Origin of the sequence: Chryseobacterium sp. ERMR1:04 (assembly GCF_001297705.1) — a bacterium.
In the GTDB taxonomy this organism is placed as follows: domain Bacteria; phylum Bacteroidota; class Bacteroidia; order Flavobacteriales; family Weeksellaceae; genus Chryseobacterium.
In genome coordinates, this window is sequence record NZ_LIRF01000003.1 from 350,030 (window position 1) to 369,980 (window position 19,951).

At 33.9% G+C, this 19,951-nt stretch carries 21 protein-coding genes and 1 pseudogene; 19 read left to right on the forward strand and 3 right to left on the reverse strand.

Annotated elements, in window-relative coordinates; genetic code table 11:
• Positions 1–64 precede the first annotated feature (64 nt).
• Positions 65–439 (forward strand): hypothetical protein, encoded by a 375-nt coding sequence (locus AMQ68_RS01690; RefSeq protein ID WP_054508905.1) that lies wholly within the window; start codon positions 65–67, stop codon positions 437–439.
• A gap of 77 nt (positions 440–516) precedes the next feature.
• On the opposite strand, the gene AMQ68_RS01695 is transcribed toward AMQ68_RS01690, so the two are convergent.
• On the reverse strand, positions 517–1,176 hold the full coding sequence (locus tag AMQ68_RS01695; protein WP_054508906.1) for a hypothetical protein: 660 nt from the start codon (positions 1,174–1,176) through the stop codon (positions 517–519).
• A gap of 151 nt (positions 1,177–1,327) precedes the next feature.
• Between AMQ68_RS01695 and AMQ68_RS01700 the strand changes: the two genes are divergently transcribed.
• The 18 genes and pseudogenes from AMQ68_RS01700 to AMQ68_RS25230 all read left to right on the forward strand — a co-directional run bounded on the left by AMQ68_RS01700 (position 1,328) and on the right by AMQ68_RS25230 (position 17,438).
• The gene (locus tag AMQ68_RS01700) at positions 1,328–1,900 is read left to right on the forward strand and encodes a C40 family peptidase (RefSeq protein WP_123905580.1); all 573 of its coding nucleotides are present in this window, start codon (positions 1,328–1,330) and stop codon (positions 1,898–1,900) included.
• A gap of 31 nt (positions 1,901–1,931) precedes the next feature.
• Complete coding sequence (locus AMQ68_RS01705) at positions 1,932–2,258, forward strand: LytTR family DNA-binding domain-containing protein (protein ID WP_054508907.1); 327 nt, start codon at positions 1,932–1,934, stop codon at positions 2,256–2,258.
• Positions 2,259–2,366: 108 nt separating this feature from the next.
• Positions 2,367–2,741 (forward strand): DUF2255 family protein, encoded by a 375-nt coding sequence (locus tag AMQ68_RS01710; protein WP_054508908.1) that lies wholly within the window; start codon positions 2,367–2,369, stop codon positions 2,739–2,741.
• 167 nt (positions 2,742–2,908) lie between these two features.
• Positions 2,909–3,721, forward strand: coding sequence for a 2,3,4,5-tetrahydropyridine-2,6-dicarboxylate N-succinyltransferase (locus tag AMQ68_RS01715; RefSeq protein WP_054508909.1), 813 nt, complete (start codon positions 2,909–2,911; stop codon positions 3,719–3,721).
• Positions 3,722–3,752: 31 nt separating this feature from the next.
• A complete protein-coding gene (locus AMQ68_RS01720; protein WP_054508910.1) occupies positions 3,753–4,922 on the forward strand; it encodes a glycosyltransferase family 87 protein in 1,170 nt (389 codons plus the stop codon).
• 6 nt (positions 4,923–4,928) lie between these two features.
• Positions 4,929–5,861 (forward strand): glycosyltransferase family 2 protein, encoded by a 933-nt coding sequence (locus AMQ68_RS01725; protein WP_054508911.1) that lies wholly within the window; start codon positions 4,929–4,931, stop codon positions 5,859–5,861.
• Entirely contained in the window at positions 5,861–6,637 is a 777-nt protein-coding gene (locus tag AMQ68_RS01730) for a polysaccharide deacetylase family protein (RefSeq protein ID WP_054508912.1), read from the forward strand. The genes AMQ68_RS01725 and AMQ68_RS01730 overlap by 1 nt, the downstream gene beginning before the upstream one ends.
• Complete coding sequence (locus AMQ68_RS01735; RefSeq protein ID WP_054508913.1) at positions 6,634–7,731, forward strand: glycosyltransferase family 1 protein; 1,098 nt, start codon at positions 6,634–6,636, stop codon at positions 7,729–7,731. Before AMQ68_RS01730 ends, AMQ68_RS01735 begins: the two co-directional genes overlap by 4 nt.
• A gap of 248 nt (positions 7,732–7,979) precedes the next feature.
• Positions 7,980–8,837, forward strand: coding sequence for an ATP phosphoribosyltransferase (hisG, locus tag AMQ68_RS01740; protein WP_054508914.1), 858 nt, complete (start codon positions 7,980–7,982; stop codon positions 8,835–8,837).
• Position 8,838: 1 nt separating this feature from the next.
• On the forward strand, positions 8,839–10,116 hold the full coding sequence (hisD, locus tag AMQ68_RS01745) for a histidinol dehydrogenase (protein WP_054508915.1): 1,278 nt from the start codon (positions 8,839–8,841) through the stop codon (positions 10,114–10,116).
• 105 nt (positions 10,117–10,221) lie between these two features.
• Positions 10,222–11,144: pseudogene (gene hisC / locus AMQ68_RS01750) on the forward strand (histidinol-phosphate transaminase).
• 1 nt (position 11,145) lies between these two features.
• Positions 11,146–12,240: a bifunctional histidinol-phosphatase/imidazoleglycerol-phosphate dehydratase HisB gene (gene hisB / locus AMQ68_RS01755; protein ID WP_054508916.1), complete on the forward strand. Its 1,095-nt coding sequence runs from the start codon at positions 11,146–11,148 to the stop codon at positions 12,238–12,240.
• A 1-nt stretch (position 12,241) separates the two neighbouring features.
• Positions 12,242–12,820 carry an imidazole glycerol phosphate synthase subunit HisH gene (gene hisH / locus AMQ68_RS01760; RefSeq protein ID WP_054508917.1) on the forward strand — a complete coding sequence of 193 codons (579 nt, stop codon included), beginning with the start codon at positions 12,242–12,244 and terminating at the stop codon, positions 12,818–12,820.
• A 2-nt stretch (positions 12,821–12,822) separates the two neighbouring features.
• Complete coding sequence (gene hisA, locus AMQ68_RS01765) at positions 12,823–13,545, forward strand: 1-(5-phosphoribosyl)-5-[(5-phosphoribosylamino)methylideneamino]imidazole-4-carboxamide isomerase (protein ID WP_054508918.1); 723 nt, start codon at positions 12,823–12,825, stop codon at positions 13,543–13,545.
• Entirely contained in the window at positions 13,538–14,293 is a 756-nt protein-coding gene (gene hisF, locus AMQ68_RS01770; protein ID WP_054508919.1) for an imidazole glycerol phosphate synthase subunit HisF, read from the forward strand. Before hisA ends, hisF begins: the two co-directional genes overlap by 8 nt.
• On the forward strand, positions 14,287–14,877 hold the full coding sequence (hisIE, locus tag AMQ68_RS01775; protein ID WP_054508920.1) for a bifunctional phosphoribosyl-AMP cyclohydrolase/phosphoribosyl-ATP diphosphatase HisIE: 591 nt from the start codon (positions 14,287–14,289) through the stop codon (positions 14,875–14,877). The genes hisF and hisIE overlap by 7 nt, the downstream gene beginning before the upstream one ends.
• 163 nt (positions 14,878–15,040) lie before the next feature.
• Positions 15,041–17,176: a TonB-dependent receptor gene (locus tag AMQ68_RS01780; protein WP_054508921.1), complete on the forward strand. Its 2,136-nt coding sequence runs from the start codon at positions 15,041–15,043 to the stop codon at positions 17,174–17,176.
• Positions 17,177–17,294: 118 nt separating this feature from the next.
• Positions 17,295–17,438 (forward strand): hypothetical protein, encoded by a 144-nt coding sequence (locus AMQ68_RS25230; protein WP_160317956.1) that lies wholly within the window; start codon positions 17,295–17,297, stop codon positions 17,436–17,438.
• 50 nt (positions 17,439–17,488) lie between these two features.
• Here the strand turns inward: AMQ68_RS25230 and AMQ68_RS01790 are convergent, their stop codons facing one another.
• Together AMQ68_RS01790 and AMQ68_RS01795 are read right to left on the reverse strand one after the other, a co-directional pair.
• The gene (locus AMQ68_RS01790; protein WP_054509980.1) at positions 17,489–18,664 is read right to left on the reverse strand and encodes a M28 family peptidase; all 1,176 of its coding nucleotides are present in this window, start codon (positions 18,662–18,664) and stop codon (positions 17,489–17,491) included.
• 106 nt (positions 18,665–18,770) lie between these two features.
• Positions 18,771–19,946, reverse strand: a complete 1,176-nt coding sequence (locus tag AMQ68_RS01795; RefSeq protein WP_054508923.1) for a M28 family peptidase — start codon at positions 19,944–19,946, stop codon at positions 18,771–18,773.
• Positions 19,947–19,951: the final 5 nt, after the last annotated feature.

Below are 19,951 nucleotides of genomic sequence, written 5' to 3' on the forward strand. Positions count from 1 at the left end.
TAGTGGTTTTTCCATATTCACCATAAAATATCAGAATTTATTCCATATAACTATTATAAAAACTATGAAGAAACTATTTTTACTCTTGTTTACCGCTTTTTTGTTTGTTGGTTGTAGCTCTGATGACGATACGATTTACGATTTTATCGGAACATGGTCTGGAACTTATGATGGAAGTGACAAAGGCGATTTTAATTTTGTGGTCGCTAGTGACGGAAAACTAACAGGGACGATGCATTCTACAGTAAAAAATGAAAATTATGTTATTTCAGGAAAGGTAACGAATGCAGGAGATATTACCGGAGTAGTAGGTTCACCTTCAGATGGTGACTTTCATGGGGCTTTAACAAGAGATAAAAAAGGAAGCGGAGGCTGGACGAATTCTGTGCCTACCCCTTCAAGATCTGGAACTTGGTCTGGAGAAAAGAATAAGCAATAAGATAATTATTACAATATACAAAAAGACTATCTACTTGGATAGTCTTTTTTTTGTTTTAAATCTGTAAAAGTGATTTCCTAATCTAATTCATTTACAAACCCCATATTCAAAATTTTTTCATCCTTTTTTGCAATCATAAAATAAAGAATCAGATCTTCTTCCAGAAAATGCTTCCCAAAAGATATTTTTTTCTGGTGTTCTAATAAAATGGCTTCTTCAAAAGATTCTGTTATATAGTTTTCACAATCCACTTTTATAGTCAGCATGACAACTTCATCACTGGATAATTGATTTTCAATAGAAAGGTTATTTCCTGCTGAATCTAAAGAAATTGAAGCCCTGTTTTCAAAATTAGGTTTTATTCCAAATTGAAATTTTCTGAGGAGTAGTTTTCCTTTTTCTGTAATCATTCCTTTGGCAACATTTCTTTTTCCTCTCTCTGAAATGAGGTCTAAGTCTTTAATCTCTGTCATCAATTTGGCAAATTTCTGATAGAGTAGAGGATCTTCCGCCTGTTTAATATAGGGCTCTAAAGCATGTCTGATCATCTTTCCAACTTTAGAACAATGGCCGAATTCGGAGCTGTTTTGTCGTACTTTTTCATAAGCAGGACTTTTCTTAAAAGCCGTTTTATTGAACCCGCTTTTCTTTCGAACAACATTTTTGCCATTCAAAGTATAAAAAACAAGGTCGCCAACAGCACCTTTAATTTTAATTAGACTTTCATAGGTTGCCATATCCAAAATTGAATTCAAATATAATGATAATTAGTTGAATATCATATTTTAACATATATTTAGTATATAGTTCTAGTATAGTTTAAACATAATTTAAATATAAAATGTATATTTGTAAATAATTAGGTACAGTGTTAAAAATCAGATGAATATGAAAATGGGATTATTTAAAGACAACTTACAAATAAAGCAGCTATCTGTTTTACTGATTGCATCTTCACTTATTATTTCTTGCGGAAGTTCAAAAAGTGTTGCGAGTAAAAGAAACACAAGCAATAAAACAATTGCTAAATCTGAAAACATCAGAAAGTTAGATTCCAAGTTCGACGGAAAAGTCCCTAAATCCATCAATAGTGTTTTGAAAGATGCTGAAAAGTATATGGGAACACCTTATAAATTTGGAGGGAATACTTCTTCAGGATTTGATTGTTCAGGCTTCACCGTAAAAGTTTTTGAAGAAAATGATTTTAACCTACCGCGCAGGTCATCTGATCAGGCAGAAGCAGGTCAGAAAATAGATATCAGTGAGGTCAAACCGGGAGATCTTCTGTTTTTTGCCACAGCTGGCGGAAGCAGAGTTTCACATGTAGGTATTGTTCATGATATCAATACGGATGGCGAAGTGAAATTTATTCATGCCTCTACTTCAAAAGGGGTTATCATTTCTTCATTGAATGAAAAATACTGGAATAAAGCATATCTTCATGCACAAAGAGTTTTGTGAAAGTCACCAATAGCAGAAGAAAACAGCGAGGATGATAAATAAAACGTTTGCTTTTATTAAGACTGATAAGAAGTTTGTTAAACTTTTCTTTGATGATATCACAGCCATAAAAGGATTGGGAAACTACGTTGAAATTTACACCACTTCTGATAAAAAATACATTTACTATAAAACACTTAAAGACTTAATTGAAAGTCTTCCTGATGAATTCATGCGGATTCATAATTCCTACATCGTTAATGTAACAAACATTGATTCTTTCGAGGACAACCATATTATATGCAAAGATTTAAAATTGACCGTGGCCAAAAGCTATCGGGAATGTTTGATGAATACTTTGCAGAAGATGATGTTGTAATCCATCTACATCAGTAATTAGGCTAACGGAATAATATTTCCTACAGACCAAATAATAATATTTTCTGATATTCATATTCACTTTAGTTTTGTTAAAAATTAAAATAAAATGAATAAAAATACGGTCTTAGATTACATCAAAACGCATAATCTAATAGGAATAAAAGCAGGTACAAATCGTTCTGCTTTTTTAGAAATTTGGATGGTTGTGGTTGATAATCGAATTTTCGCGAGATCCTGGGGCTTAGCTGAAAAAAGCTGGTACAATAGTTTCCTTCAAAATCCAGAAGGTCAATTACAATGTGGTGATCTTATTGTGAATATCAACGCCATCGTTCCGACAGACATGGATGAACTTACAGAAGGTATTAACAATGCTTACCTAACGAAATACAATTCTGAACATAATATGGAGTACGCAAAAGGAATAATCCAAACAAAGCATGTAGAAAAAACGATGGAGTTTATTATTGATGAATCATAATCCATCTTTCATAGTGCTTCTATATTAAGATAATTTAATGATAAATTTCAACGCTTTCTCCCAGAATTCAACTTGTATACTATAACAAACTTTCGTATTTTTATCGCCTCAAATAACGGGCACATAAGGTTGTGTTGGGTACTGAGAAAATAATTTAAAACAGAAATATGTCGTTACAACAAACAATTGAAAACATTTGGGACAATAGAGAGTTACTACAAAATGAAGATAGCAAAAAGGCAATAAGAGAGGTTGTATCTTTATTAGATTCTGGAGAACTTCGTGTTGCTGAACCTACAGAAAACGGATGGCAGGTAAATGAATGGGTGAAAAAAGCTGTAGTAATGTATTTCCCAATTCAGACAATGGAAACTATTGAAGTAGGTCCGTTTGAATTTCATGACAAAATTCCTTTGAAAAGAAATTATGCTGCAAAAGGAGTGAGAGTTGTACCTCATGCAATTGCGAGAGAAGGTTCTTACATTGCTCCAGGAGTAATTTTAATGCCTTCTTATGTAAATATTGGAGCGTATGTAGATTCAGGAACAATGGTTGATACTTGGGCTACGGTAGGAAGTTGTGCACAGATTGGTAAAAACGTTCACTTAAGCGGTGGTGTTGGAATCGGTGGTGTTTTAGAGCCTCTTCAAGCGGCACCGGTAATCATTGAAGATGATTGTTTCATCGGATCAAGATGTATCGTTGTAGAAGGAGTTCACGTTGAAAGAGAAGCTGTTTTAGGAGCTAATGTTGTATTAACTGCTTCTACAAAAATTATTGATGTAACAGGTCCTGAGCCTATTGAAATCAAGGGAAGAGTTCCTGCGCGTTCAGTAGTAATTCCTGGAAGTTATACAAGACAATATCCGGCTGGAGAATATCAGGTTCCTTGTGCTTTGATTATTGGTCAGAGAAAAGAATCTACAGATAAAAAAACATCTCTTAATGATGCATTGAGAGAGAATAATGTAGCGGTTTAAGATTAATTCTTTACACTAATACCACGCAATTTTGAAAGAAAAATTTCTTAAGATACTATTAAACCCTAAATATATATTTGGGGTTTATCTTATTATATCGGTTGTTACCGCGATTTCCAAATACTTGAGAGGAGATTATGCGATCAATAATTATCTCATTTTTAAGAATGTATTTTTTAATACCATTCATCAGAAAAACCTATTTATTCATTATCCTGATCTCTATTTTGATCTCAACCATTATGGCATATTTTTCAGTGCATTGATTGCACCTTTTGCCATGATGCCAGATTGGTTAGGAATTTCTCTTTGGAATTTAGCGAATACCTTTATTTTCGTGTATGCGATTTATAAATTACCGTTTTCAGATGCTAAAAAGGCAATTTTTGCATTACTTTGTTTGCAGGAATATATTACAGCAGCTTTAAGTTTGCAGTTCAATGTGGCTTTAACAGGGCTTTTATTATTATCTGCAACCTATATTTATGAAAGGAAAGAGATAAAATCTGTAACAGCAATTTTAATCGGAGTTTTCGTTAAAATCTATGGAATTGTTGGTCTTACCCAGTTTTTCTTTATTAAAAATAAGATTAAATTTATTCTTTCAGGAGTAGTAATTGCAGTGGTGTTTTTTGTGCTTCCGATGGCGTATTCCAGTCCGCAGTTTGTGATTCAAAGTTATGCAGATTGGTTCCATTCAATTGTTGAAAAAAACAGTGAAAATCAGGTATTAGGAAACATGCAGGACATTTCTTTGATGGGATTTTTTAGAAGAATTTTAGGAGATGCTTCTATTTCTAATTTGGTATTTTTAGCCGTAGGGTTACCCTTATTTGCAGCACCTTATATCAGAATTAAACAATATAAAAATTATGCTTTCCAATTGATGATCTTGGCTTCCACATTACTGTTTTTGGTATTGTTCAGCTCAAGTTCTGAGTCTCCTACGTATATTATTGCCGTAACCGGTGTTATGATTTGGTTTTTCCTTCAAAAAGAAAGAACACCTTTTACCATAGGATTATTGGTTTTTGTTATTATATTCACTTGTTTTTCAAGTTCAGATTTGTTCCCGAAAAGTGTAAAAAATGCTTACATCATCAAATATTCTTTAAAAGCTGTACCTTGCGTCATCGTTTGGTTTAGGATTATTTATGAGCTTTTAACCAAAGATTTTGAAAAAAACTACAGTCTCAATTAATTATTTATGAAGAAGATTTCTATCGTAATTCCCGCTTATAACGAAGAAGGAAATGTTGCTATGATCCATCAGAAAATCAAAGAGGTTTTTGAAGGATTAAGCAATTATGATTTTGAAATTATATTCGTTAATGATGGCAGCAGAGACAATACGCAACAAAAATTAGAAGAACTTTCCCGACAATTTGATGAAGTAAAGTTCATCGAATTTTCAAGAAACTTTGGACATCAGCCAGCCGTCAAAGCAGGAATGGACAATGCCTATGGAAACGCTGTCATTTCAATGGATGGTGATCTGCAGCATCCGCCTGAACTGATTCCGGATATGATTAAAAAGTGGGAAGAAGGCAATGATATTGTTTTTACCATACGAACGTATCCAAAAGAAATTTCTTTATTTAAAAGAAAAACTTCTGATTTTTTCTACAAACTTTTATCTAGCCTTTCTGATGTAAATCTTACAAAAGGAGGCGGTTCAGATTTTAGGTTAATGGATGCCAATGCGGTAGAGGTGATGCGAGGTTTCAATGAAGATGACCTTTTTCTGAGAGGATTAACAAGCTGGATGGGCTTCAAACAAACAGGAATCGAATTTACAGCGTGTGAAAGATTATCGGGAGAAAGCAGCTATAATCTAAAGAAAATGATCACTTTTGCTTTTACAGGAATTACAGCTTTTAGTGTAAAACCGTTGTCAATTGCAGCTTATCTTGGGTTTATATTCTCTGCATTTTCAGTGGTTGGATATGGCTTGTATGTCCTATATGCGTTCATTGCTAAAACAGAAATCTCAGGTTGGGCATCGTTAATTATGACTATTGTTTTCTTTGGTGGATTACAATTAATTATCTTGGGAATAATTGGGATTTATTTAGGTAAGATCTTTAAAGAAGTGAAACAGAGACCTAATTATATTATAAAAAATAAAAATTTTCAATAATGGTTTTATTAAGTTTTGACATTGAAGAATTTGATATGCCATTCGAATATAAAGGTGAAATATCCTTTGAAAAGCAGATCTCGATCTCACAAAACGGACTAGAAAGAATACTTGATATTCTTAAAAAATATAATGCAAAAGCTACCTTTTTTTCGACTGTAGTTTTTGCAGAAAATAGCAAGCATCTTATCGAAAGATTGCTAAAGGAAGGTCACGAATTGGCTTCTCACACATGGTTTCATTCTGAATTTGAAGAGAAACATTTAAAAGAATCCAGAGAGAAATTAGAAGAATTATTTTCTACGAAAGTAACAGGACTAAGAATGCCCAGAATGATGCCCGTCGACGAAAAAGAAGTTGAAAAAGCTGGATATTCTTACAATTCATCTGTGAATCCTACTTTTCTTCCGGGAAGGTATAATAACTTAAAAGTTTCAAGAACCTATTTTAAAGAAGGAAATGTAACACAGATTCCGGCTTCGGTTTCGCCTAACTTTAGAATTCCTTTGTTTTGGTTGAGCTTTCATAACTTTCCGCTGTCATTTTATAAAAAATTGACTTCAGATACCTTAAAGAAAGATAATTATCTGAATGTTTATTTCCATCCATGGGAATTTGCAGAAATCAAAGATGAAGCATTTAAATTGCCTGGTTTTACAGTGAAAAACTCCGGAAAAGATATGGTAAAAAGGTTTGATGAGTTTATTTCTTGGTTAAAAAATAAAAACTATTCATTCGGAACATTTCAGGAATTTCAAAAACAAATAGAATCATGAAAATAGCTTTCGATGCCAAACGTTACTTTCACAATACCTCAGGTTTAGGGAATTATTCAAGAGATCTCGTAAAAATTCTTGCTCAATACTTTCCTGAAAACGAATATCTTTTACTTAATAAAAATAGATCCGAAAGAGGTTCTGGAATTCTTGATAATCCGCATGTTCAGTTTGTTGAAACATCAAAAGGAACAATGTCTCGCCAATTCAAAATGGGAAAAGATGCACAAAAGCAAAATGCAGATATTTTCCATGGTTTGTCGGGTGAATTACCTTTAAAATGGGATAAAAAACCAATTAAAAAGGTGGTGACTATTCATGATTTAATATTCATGCGTTATCCACAATATTATTCTTTTTTTGATCGGAAAATCCACTTCTGGAAGTTCAAAAAAGCAGCGCAAACTGCCGATAGGATCATTGCGATTTCAGAACAGACGAAAAGAGATATTATTAAATATTTAAAAGTTCCTGAAAGTAAAATTGAAGTTATTTATCAAGGATGTCATCATGCTTTTAAAGAGCAGCAATCAGAAGAATTTATTCAACAAACAAAAGAAAAATTCCACCTTCCTGAAAGATTTATTCTTAATGTAGGAACCATTGAAGATCGTAAAAACTTGTTGAATGTTGTAAAAGCCATCAACAAAACAGAAATTCCATTAGTTGTCGTTGGAAAAAAGACAAAATATTACAGCAAAATAGAGCAATACATCAAGAAAAATAAAATGGAAAATCAAGTTCATTTCCTTGAAGGTGTTTCTATGGATGAGCTTGCTGTGATCTACAAATTAGCCGATATTTTTGTCTATCCAAGTTTCTTTGAAGGTTTTGGAATTCCTGTAATTGAAGCTTTATTTTCAAAAACGGTTGCCATTACAAGCAATACAAGTTGTCTTCCTGAAGCGGGTGGAAAAGACTCTGTTTATATTGATCCTAAAAATTATTTAGATATTCAGTCAAAAATAAAATTTTTATGGGCTAATGAATCGGAGAGAAAACGCCGTGCTGATAAGGGTTTTGAGTTTGTTCAAAAGTTTAATGACGAACCAATTGCCAACGAATTAATGAATCTTTACCAAAAAATTCTGTAGAAAAACCTTTGAAGTTTAAAAATAATTTCTACATTTGTACCATATAATTCAACAATGAAACTTAATTTTTTAACACTACATCATTATCATCATCATCTCTGTTAGACGGAATTGATTGATATTTACATGTGTTAAAATCAAAAATATTTAAAACCGTCTGAGTAATAGACGGTTTTTTTGTTTCTAAATTTCTCTGGAATTTCTTTTCAATAATCAGTTTTTATTTACTCAGACTCAATGTAGAAAAAATGAGTAAATTAAAAATTGCAATCCAAAAAAGCGGTCGGCTTTACGAAGATTCTTTACAACTTCTGAAAGACTGTGGTATTTTCGTCAACAACGGAAAAGATCAGCTTAAAGTTTCGGTAGATAATTTTCCGATGGAGATCATGTACCTTCGAAATTCAGATATCCCTCAGTATTTGGAAGATGGTGTGGTAGATATTGCCATTGTTGGGGAGAATCTTTTGGTAGAAAAACAAAAAAAGATCGACATTATTCAGGAGCTTGGATTTTCAAAATGCCGGGTCTCACTTGCTGTTCCTAAAGAAGTTGAAACGAATGATTTGAGTTATTTTCAGAATAAAAAAATAGCGACTTCTTATCCGAATACCCTTAAAGAGTTTTTAACAAAAAACAATATCTCTGCGGATATCCACGTTATTTCAGGCTCTGTAGAAATTGCTCCGAATATCGGGTTGGCAGATGGAATTTGTGATATTGTGAGCTCTGGAAGTACCTTATTTAAAAACGGATTAAGAGAAACAGTTACTTTGTTGAAATCAGAAGCGGTGTTGGCTAAAACGCCAAATCTCAATCAGGAAAAAGAACTCATTCTTAAAAAATTCTTATTCAGAATTCAGTCTGTTTTAAAAGCAAAAAATTCAAAATACATTTTGATGAATGTTCCCAATGTAAAAATTGCGGATATTTCTAAAATACTTCCGGTGCTTAAAAGTCCAACCGTTATTCCTTTGGCAGAAGAGGGTTGGAGCAGTATTCATTCTGTAATCAACGAAGATCGTTTCTGGGATGTTATTGATGAATTAAAAGAAAATGGCGCTCAGGATATTTTAATTATTCCAATTGATAAAATGGTGATTTAATATGAAAATATACAAATATCCCAATCAGGAAAAGTGGCAGGAACTTACGAAACGACCAGCTTTTACAAGAGAAGAGATTTCAAAAACAATCAGAGATATTTTCTCAGAAGTAGAAAAGAATGGAGACAAAGCATTGCTTGAATTCAATAAAAAATTTGATTCTGCAGAGGTTGAAAATATCACTGTTTCAACAGAAGAGATTGAAAATTCGAAGAGTTTGGTGAGCCAACAATTGAAAGAAGCGATTCAACAGGCTAAAGAAAATATTACAAAATTTCATGCTTCGCAACAGTCTGATATTGAAAAAATAGAAACAACCAAGGGTGTAGTTTGCTGGCGAGAAAATCGAGCGATTGAAAAAGTCGGAATTTACATTCCAGGAGGAACAGCGCCTTTATTTTCTACCGTTTTAATGTTGGCAATTCCGGCTCAATTAGCAGGTTGTAAAGAGATTGTGTTGTGCAGTCCGCCAGATAAAAATGGAAATATTAATCCTGCGATTCTGTATGCTGCCCAACTTTGTGGTGTTGCAAAAATATGTAAAACAGGCGGGGCGCAAGCGATTGCAGCGATGACGTTGGGAACAGAAAGTATTCCGAATGTTTATAAAATTTTTGGACCTGGAAATCAGTTTGTGGTTGCAGCAAAAGAATATGCTCAAAATTATGGAGTTGCCATTGATATGCCTGCAGGGCCGAGTGAAGTTTTAGTGATTGCCGATGAACAGGCTATTCCCGAATTTTGTGCAGCAGATTTGCTATCACAGGCGGAACATGGAAGTGATAGTCAGGTTATTTTTATATCAACGGATGTAAAAGTTTTCAACGAAACGATTGAAGAAATAGAAAAGCAGGTTAAAGAACTTCCAAGGAATGAGTTTGCTCAACAATCGTTGAATAACAGCCATTTTATTCTTCTTAATACCATCGAAGAAGCCATCGATTTTAGCAATTTATATGCTCCGGAACACCTTATTTTAGCGTTGAATAATTTTGAGGCATATATCCCAAGCATTCAAAATGCAGGCTCAGTTTTTCTGGGAAATTATTCATGCGAAAGCGCCGGCGATTATGCAAGTGGTACCAACCACACGCTTCCTACCAACGGTTTTGCAAAGAATTACAGCGGTGTTTCTTTAGATAGTTTTGTGAAGAAAATTACTTTTCAACACTTGTCGAAAGAAGGACTTCAAAATTTGGGAAAAACAATAGAAATCATGGCAGAAGCGGAAGGATTGTTCGCTCACAAAAATGCCGTTACCATCCGATTAAATCAATAAAAAATGAAACAATTTACCCTAAATAATTTCGTTCGAAAGAACATTTTAGCATTACAACCTTACATTAGTTTTAGAGATCATAATGAATTTAATGCTCCTATTTTAATGGATGCTAATGAAAGTCCGTTTGGAGAATGTAACCGTTATCCGGATTCTACTCAGAAAGTGCTTAAAAATAAATTGTCGGAGCTCAAAAATATTTCTTCAAATCAAATTGCTGTTGGAAATGGGAGTGATGAATTGATTGATTTAATTATTAAGATTTTCTGTGAGCCTAAAAAAGACTCGATCCTGATGATGAACCCTTCTTTTGCGATGTATGGATTTTATGCTACCATTAATGAAAATGCGGTTGTGAAGCTTGATCTAAACAATAAATTTCAAATCGAAAAAGAAGAGTTTTTAAAAGTTACACAAGAAAATCAACCTAAAGTTTTCTTTTTATGTTCTCCGAATAATCCCACAGGAAACAGTATTGAAGACATTGAATTTTATATTCAGAATTTTGATGGAATAGTTGTTGTAGATGAAGCGTATATTGAATTTTCAGATCAGAAATCAAGCCTTGAACTCTTAGAGAAATATCCTAATCTTATTGTACTTCAAACGTTCTCGAAAGCATGGGGAATGGCCGGAGCAAGAGTAGGAATAGCATATGCCTCAAAGGAAATTATTCGTTTCATCAATACGGTAAAAGCTCCTTACAATGTCAATTCTTTAAGCCAGGAATTGGTATTGAAAAATATTGACCAACAAGATCAGTTCAGCGAAAGTTTAGAAATATTTTCACAGAAAGAGAATGGCTGAAAAATGAATTCAAAAATATAAATGGTATCACAAACGTTTTCCCTACAGATGCCAATTTCTTTTTGATTGAATTTGAAGACGTTGAAAAAGTATACCAAAATTTGTTGGATCAAGAGATTTTAACGAGCAAAAGAACGCCACAAATCCCCAATTGTATCAGGATTAATATTGGAAACAGAGAAGAAAATATTCAATTGATTACTATTTTAAAAAACATATAAGATGAAAAAAGTTTTGTTTATAGATCGTGATGGAACCTTAATTAAGGAACCTCCGATAGATTTTCAGGTTGATTCTTTAGAAAAACTAGAGTTTTATCCTGGGGTATTTAAGAATCTAGCAAAAATAACCAAAGAGCTGGATTATGAATTGGTGATGATCACCAATCAGGATGGTTTGGGAACCGAAAGTTTTCCTTTTGAAGACTTTATCAAACCTCAGGAAAAAATGTTGAATGCATTTGAAAATGAAGGAATAGTTTTCAACGACATCTTAATTGATAAAAGTTTTGAGCATGAAAATTTACCGACTAGAAAACCAGGAATTGGGATGCTGGGTAAATATGTCTATGGAGATTATGATTTGAAAAATTCTTATGTAATTGGTGATAGACTTACGGATGTTCAATTAGCAGAAAATCTTGGTTCTAAATCAATTTTTATTACTACAAGTTCCAACGAAAAGGCTGAATTAACAACGGAAAGCTGGACAGAAATCTATCAGTTTTTAAAGCAGAAACCCAGAAAATCGAAAGTTTCAAGAAAAACGAATGAAACACAAATTGATATTGAAGTTAACCTCGACGGAAAAGGAAATTCTGAGATTTCAACGGGTTTGCATTTCTTTGATCATATGCTAGAACAGATCTCTAAACATGGAAATTTAGACTTAAAAATTAAAGTTGATGGTGATTTACAGGTGGATGAGCATCACACCATTGAAGATACAGGAATCGTGTTTGGAGAAGCAATTCTCCAGGCATTAGGAAAGAAAAAAGGCATTGAAAGATATGGTTTTTTACTTCCGATGGATGATTGTCTGGCTCAGGTTGCAATAGATTTTGGAGGGAGACCCTGGTTGGTTTGGGAAGCCGATTTTAATCGAGAGAAAATTGGCGATGTTCCCACTGAAATGTTTTATCATTTCTTTAAATCTTTCACTGATTCTTCTAAATCTAACCTCAATATTAAAGTGGAAGGAGGTAATGAACACCACAAAATAGAATCTGTTTTTAAAGCCTTTGCGAAAGCTGTAAAAATGGCAGTGAACCAGACAGATCAAAACTTTAATTTACCCTCAACTAAAGGAAGTCTTTAATATGATTGCAATAATAAAATACAACGGTGGAAATGTAAATTCGGTGCAAAATGCATTGAACAGATTAAATGCAGAATCTATGATTACAGATGATTTTGCAGCGATTAAAGAAGCTGATAAAGTAATTTTCCCCGGAGTTGGGGAAGCTTCTTCTACAATGAAAGTATTACGATATAAAGGGTTGGATACATTGATTCCCACTTTAACACAACCCGTTTTGGGAATTTGTTTGGGAATGCAATTAATGTGTAAAAGCAATGAAGAAGGAAATGCTGAAGGATTAGGAATTTTTGATATCAATGTAAAGAGATTTCCCGCAAAAGATATTGTTCCGCACATGGGCTGGGATACCATTTCACAGCTGAAATCTCCTTTATTTTCGGATATTAATGATGAAAGTGATGTTTATTTTGTTCATAGCTATTATTGTGAGTTATCAAAATATACAAGTTCTGTATGCGATTATATTTTGCCTTTCAGTGCGTCTTTGCATAAGGATAATTTCTTTGCAACACAGTTTCACCCTGAAAAATCGGGAAAGATTGGACAAGAATTATTACACAACTTTTTAAAACTCTAAGGATGAAAATTATTCCTGCTATTGATATTATTGACGGTAAATGTGTCCGTCTTTCAAAAGGTGATTATAGTACCAAAAAAATCTATAATGAAAGTCCTGTAGAAGTGGCAAAAGAGTTTGAAAGCTTTGGAATCCGGTTTCTTCATTTGGTAGATTTAGATGGTGCCAAATCTAAGCATATTGTCAATCAAAAAGTACTGGAAAGTATCGCGAAAGAAACCAATTTATCAATTGATTTTGGAGGTGGTTTGAAAACGTTGGAAGATATTGAAATTGCTTTTAATTCCGGCGCAAAACAAATTACGATTGGAAGTATTGCCGTTCAGGATCCTGAATTTTGCTTTGAATTGATTGAAAAATATGGTGCTGATAAAATAATTCTGGGTGCCGATTGTGATCACCGAAAGATAAAAACCTCAGGATGGCTGGAAAGCAGTGATAAAGAAGTGATTGATTTTATTATTCAATATCAGCAAAAAGGAATTCAGCAGGTTATTTGTACTGATATTTCAAAAGACGGAATGCTACAAGGTCCATCAACAGAGCTTTACAAGGAAATGATCGCTAAGACATCAATCCAACTTATTGCAAGCGGTGGAATCTCGTGTATTGAAGATGTAACGAAAATGAAAGAAATTGGCTGCGCCGGAACAATCATCGGAAAAGCCATTTATGAAGGAAAAATAGAATTAAAGGAACTTCAAAAATTTATCAATCATGCTTAAAAAAAGAATAATCCCTTGTCTGGATATCAAGGATGGAACAACGGTAAAAGGAATCAATTTCGAGGGACTTAGAAATGCCGGAGATCCCATAGAATTAGCGAAAAGATATGAAGAAAATGGAGCCGACGAATTGGTTTTTCTGGATATTACGGCTACCATTGAAAAGAGAAAAACATTCGTTGAACTGGTGCAAAATATCTCTAAAGAGCTGAGTATTCCTTTCACCGTTGGTGGTGGCATTTCTTCTATTCAGGATGTACAAAAACTCTTGGAAGCGGGCGCTGATAAGATCAGCATCAATTCATCCGCCGTTACCAATCCTCAGTTGATTTCTGATTTGGCTAAAGAATTTGGAAACCAGTGTATTGTTGTGGCAATAGATACTAAATTGATCAATAATTCCGATTGGGTTCATGTAAAAGGCGGGCGAGAAATAACCGATTTAAACACTATAGATTGGGCAAAAGAAGCAGAATCTTTAGGGGCAGGTGAAATTCTTCTTACTTCGATGGATGGTGACGGAACTAAAACAGGCTTTGATATAAGAATAACAAAATTGGTTTCTGAAAACATCAATATTCCCATGATTGCCTCTGGTGGAGCCGGAAAAATAGAAGATTTCGATAAGGTTTTCAAAGAAACAAAAGCAACTGGCGCATTGGCAGCGAGTATTTTTCATTTCGGAGAAGTCAGTATTCTGGAGTTGAAAAAAGAATTAAATAATCAAAAAATTGAAGTAAGATGGTAATAGATTTCAGTAAAACCAACGGATTGGTTCCCGTAATTATTCAGGATAACAGAAGCTTACAAGTCTTGATGTTGGGGTATATGAATGAGGAAGCTTTTGAGAAAACAGAAAAAGAAGGAATTGTTACTTTTTTCAGCCGTTCTAAAAACAGACTTTGGACGAAAGGTGAGGAGTCTGGTAATTTTTTAAAGGTTGAAAATATTCAGGTTGATTGTGATAATGATACGATTTTAATAAAAGCCATTCCTAAAAATGTCGTGTGTCACACGGGTAGCTTCAGTTGTTTCGGAGAGAAAGACGCAAAAGGTTTTTTATATGAACTGGAAGATAAGATTTCCCAAAGAATTGATGATAAAGTAGAATCTTCTTATACCTATTCACTCTTTCAGAGAGGCATTAATAAAGTGGCTCAAAAAGTGGGAGAGGAAGCCGTAGAATTGGTGATTGAGGCGAAAGATAATAATGATGACTTGTTTCAAAATGAAGCCGCAGATTTATTGTATCACTTTTTAATTTTATTGAAAACGAAAGGTTCTAGTTTAGAAGAAATTGAGGGAATTTTAGAAAAACGAAATAAAAATTAAACATATTATTACAAGATATTACTATTCAACCGTAACTTATTACGGTTGAAAAAATACTAAGAATAAGCCATTCATTAGAATGAAAAACCATTTTTGCTTCATTTTTAAGTAGTTAAAAATAGTATTTTTGTCATTAATTATTCTAAATAAAAAGAACACGTTGATGACAAAAAAGTTTATTTGCTTAGGAAGCCTTGTATTCTCCGCAACGGTATTCGCTCAAAATAAATCCTCAGTGAATGATACGATACATGCAGAGAGGTTAGAAGAAGTGATTGTTTCGGCAACAAGATCTCCTGAAATTGTAAAGAAAACAGCGGCTACCGTTACTATTCTTAAGAGAAAAGATATCGAACAGCAATCTCTTATTTCTCCGGATCTGAGTAATATTTTAGCTTATCAGGTTCCTGGACTGGCTTTTGGAAATAATCAGACAGGAAATAGGGGCCAAACGCTGAGAGGGAGAAATGTCTTGGTGATGATTGATGGAATTCCACAATCCAGTCCTTTAAGAAACAGCGATAGAGAAATACGATCCATAGATCCATCAATATTAGAAAGAATTGAGGTGGTAAAAGGAGCAACTTCTATCTATGGAAATGGCGCAGAAGGAGGGATTATCAATTACATCACCCTGAAAAATGCAAGCAATAAACCGATTGCTGGTAAAACAGTTTTTGGCTTTACAAGTCATGATGTTTTTGATAAAAATATGTTTAAATCCAACGGAGGTGCCGGCTACAGAATTTCACAAAGCTTATATGGTAAACTGGGAAAAATAGATTATTTGGTGAACGGAACCTTTACCCGAAATGGAGTGAAAATAGACGGAGAAGGGCTTGTACAAAATCCACGGTACGGATTAGGAGAAACCAATATAAGCAACGCATTTGCAAAAATAGGCTATGCTATTAATGAGAATAACAGGCTGGAAATAATGTATAATTATTTCTCAAGTATGCAGGATTCAAAATATATTCTAGATCTTGGAAAATATGGAGAAATACCTTCTACAGGAAAACTGGGAGATAGGCAAGGGGCTAAGGAAGGTACAAAATACAATCATAACGGCTATCTTAAATACACCAATAACTCTATTTTCCGTAATACATCATTAAATACAACATTATATTTTCAGGACTTTTATACAATCTTTGATTATCGAGATGCACCTCGCTGGAAAACGGGTGGGCAATCGGCTATTTTAGAAAAAAAATATGGTTTCCGTACAGATTTCACTACTGAATTTAAGAAAAATGATAAGGTAACAGGTTCTCTTACCTATGGGGTTGATCTCCTTAACGAAAAAACAAGCCAACCTTTGGTAGATGGAAGGATCTGGGTTCCTGAGCTCAATATGATTGCAGCTGCACCTTTTGTTCAGGGAAAATTATTCCTGACTCCGGATCTTACGGTAAAAGGCGGCGTGCGATGGGATGAAATGCATGTGAAAGTTCCTAATTATACAACCCTTCCATCAGGTAAAGATACTGCCGTAGATATTCTTGGAGGAAAATTAAAATATAATAATCTCTCTTATAATGTTGGTTTGAGTTATACTGCTATTGATCTTTTTCAACCTTTTACATCCTATTCAAGAGGATTTAATATCTATGACCTGGGACGCGTTCTGAGAGAGGCAAAAGATAATACCTTAGAGAAGATCAATACAGAGCCTATTGTCGTAGAGAGTTATGAGATTGGTTTCAACAGTAAAATAGGAAAATCAATAGATGTATCTGCGAGTTATTTCTATAATTATTCTAAACTCGGGGCAGATCTTGTTTCTGTGAATGGCTTTTGGGTTCCTTTAAGAGCGCCTCAATATATCAGTGGAGTAGAAGTTTCTATTGACGTTTATCCTGCTAAAAATCTAAATATCGGAGCAAATTACACCTATCAGGAGGGAAAAGTAGATACGGATGGTGATAACAAATATGAAAAATATCTGAGCGGTCTGAGAGTGACGCCTGCGCGACTTAATTCTTATATCAAATGGAATACAAAAAACAACAAGCTTCAAATGGGGCTGTATCATATGTATTCATTTAAAAGAGACCGTTTTGAAAAGGATGCCTCAGGGAAATATCAGGAAGGAGAAGGAACAGTTACTGATTTTAATCTCTTTAATTTTCAAGGAAGTTATAAGCTGAATACCTTTACGACCATTGGGTTAGGAATTGAAAATGTTTTGAATAAGTCTTACTATACTCCAACGGCTCAATTTACAGCAAGAGATGCAGAATACGTGAGAGGAAACGGAAGATATTATACGGTTTCGTTTAGCTTTACGTATTAAATGATTGACTGTTTTATCCGTTTTTTAGGATAATAAATAATTGATTTTTATTGGTGTATTTCAAAAATGGAGAAGTAAAATAAAAGACTATTTTTACATTGAATTAAAAACAATTACCATGTCAGAAAAAGAAAAGAAAGAAAGTCCTCAACCGATAAAAAAAGAGGAAGAAAACACGCAAGGTATTTCTCAGAAAGGCGGTGAGCGTTCAGGGAAAACTATTAATAGCGAAACTGCAAAAGGCGGTACAAGAGGAGGATAAAAAATAGTAAAAGAGCCAATTTTACTGATTGGCTCTTTTTTTTTGTAATATTATTTTTCAATTAAAACCTTTCTGACAACCGTCTGGCCTTCGGATTTTACTACGCCGATATAAGCTCCATTTGCTAGATTCGAAATATTAATTTGGGTTTTATTTGCTTCTTTTATCAATGTATGTCCAATCATATCTGTGATCTCAAAACTGAAATCTTTACCCTTTTTAGGAAATTCGATGTGCAGAATATCTTTTGCAGGATTAGGATAGATCTTAATAGATTCTAAAGTATTCACTGAAAGATTTTTAGTGCTTAGTGTGCTTGTAGTTGTGGCTACAGCAAAGTGTTGAAGGGCTCCCACAGACGCTTTCCCAACATTGTAAATATATACAGGATCTGTGTTGGCAAAGGTATCATTAATGGTGTGTGGGTAGCTACTTCTTATTTTTTCAAAATAACCCGTGATCACTTCTCCTTTTGCTTCAAAAGGCATATAATCGGTGTCTTCTGCTTGGTCAATATCTGTTAAAAGAGGTGAATAAAGTCCTGTAAGGGTTATCAATTCCTGAGTAGCAGCAACTCCTGCCGCTGTATTACTAGAGTTTCCTCCCATATCTTCGTCACAAAAAACGGTATTGTTGTTATTACCCATTTTTCCGCCTACCTGATCCAGGTTAAAAACTAATTTGATATCTAATACTCGATTGTTTCCTTGATAAGCGACTGTATTCGCATAATGCTGACTTCCTTTTAAACCTTGCTCTTCCCCAGAAAAATGAATAAACTTAATTGAATATTCCGTTGGAACATCTTTTAGAATTCTTGCTGCTTCCAGAATAATTGAGGTTCCACTTCCGTTATCATTTACTCCGGGACCATTAAGGGTATCAAAATGTCCACAAATAATCACATATTTATTGGGATATAGAGTTCCTGTTTTGGTAATAACCAAATTTTTAGAGCTTGTACTTCCAAAAGTAAACGGGTCTTCCACAATCTGACTCGCAGAATATCCGTACGATGCATATTTGCTTTTAAGCCAGTTTAGGGCATTTACATTATTAGCAGAACCTGTAGTTTTGATTCCAAGATTTGAAAAATCCTGTAAATTGGTCGTAATATTAGTTTGAGTAACCATATTCGCCCGATCCTGATAAGCTTGAATAAAGCTTTGGGCTTGAAGGTTATAAATTGATAATGAACATAGAAAAAGCGTAACTGATTTTTTCATTTTGTTTAAATTTATTGCATTTGTGTTAATTTTCAGCAAATGTAGATAATAAAAAAATCCCGAGCAAAAAACTCAGGACCTATTAATTTTATTATTGCAAAGAGATTTACTTCTCAATAATTACTTTTCGTGTAACGCTCTCATTTTCTGTTTTTACGGTACATAAATAGGTTCCGTTTACCAGTGTAGAAACATTTATTTTACTTTGATTTTCTACTGAGAATAATGAACGCCCGCTTAGATCTGTAATCTCAACGGTAAAAGCTTTTACCTTTCTTGGTAATTCTATAGTAAGGACTTCCTTTGCAGGATTAGGATATATTTTGATAGACTCTAATGCTTTTTTTGATGAAACGTCATTTACTCCCAAAATAGTAGTTGAAGCCACTGCAAAATGTTGTAATGCTCCAAGAGCAGCCTTTCCAACTTTAAATACATAACCAGGATCTACATTAGCAAAAGTATCATTTACAGTATGTTCATTATGACTTTGAGGCGTTTCATAGAATCCTGTAATAATATCTCCGTTAGCTTCAAAAGGCATATAATCTGATGAATAGGCATTAGACATTACAGTTTGTAATGGAGAATACAAAGTAGTACAATTTGCTAGTTGTTGAGTAAAAGATAAGGATGCAGCATTATTTCCTGATTGCCCGCTTTGATCACTCTCACATTTTATAGAATTACTTGGGCTTGATAATTTACCACCTACCTGATCTATATTGAAGACCAAACGTATGTCTAAATTACGGACTCCATTTTTAAATACTACATTATTGGCGTAATGATCGCTTCCATATAATCCTTGCTCTTCTCCCGAAAAATGAATAAACTTAATCGAATACTCTGTAGGTACATCTTTTAAAATCCTCGCTGCTTCTAAGATAATTGATGTTCCACTTCCGTTATCACTTACTCCAGGCCCTACAATCGTGTCGTAATGCCCACAGATAATTACATATTTATTAGGATAAACAGTTCCTGTTTTGGTAATGATCAGGTTTTGAGAACTTAGACCTCCTGCTGTAAAAGGATCTTCTTCCATCTGGGTTACCGTATAGCCATAAGAAAGATACTTATTCTTTATCCAGTTAAAGGTGGCCGTATTGGCTGGAGAACCTGTTGTTTTCACTCCCAAATTTCCAAAATCCTGCAAGTTTGTAGTGATATTGGTTTGGGTGATCTGGTTGGCTCTGTCTTGATAAGCCTGAATAAAACTTTGAGCTTGCAAACTGTAAGTTGATAATGAAAGGAGTAGTAGAGTAGATATTTTTTTCACTTTTA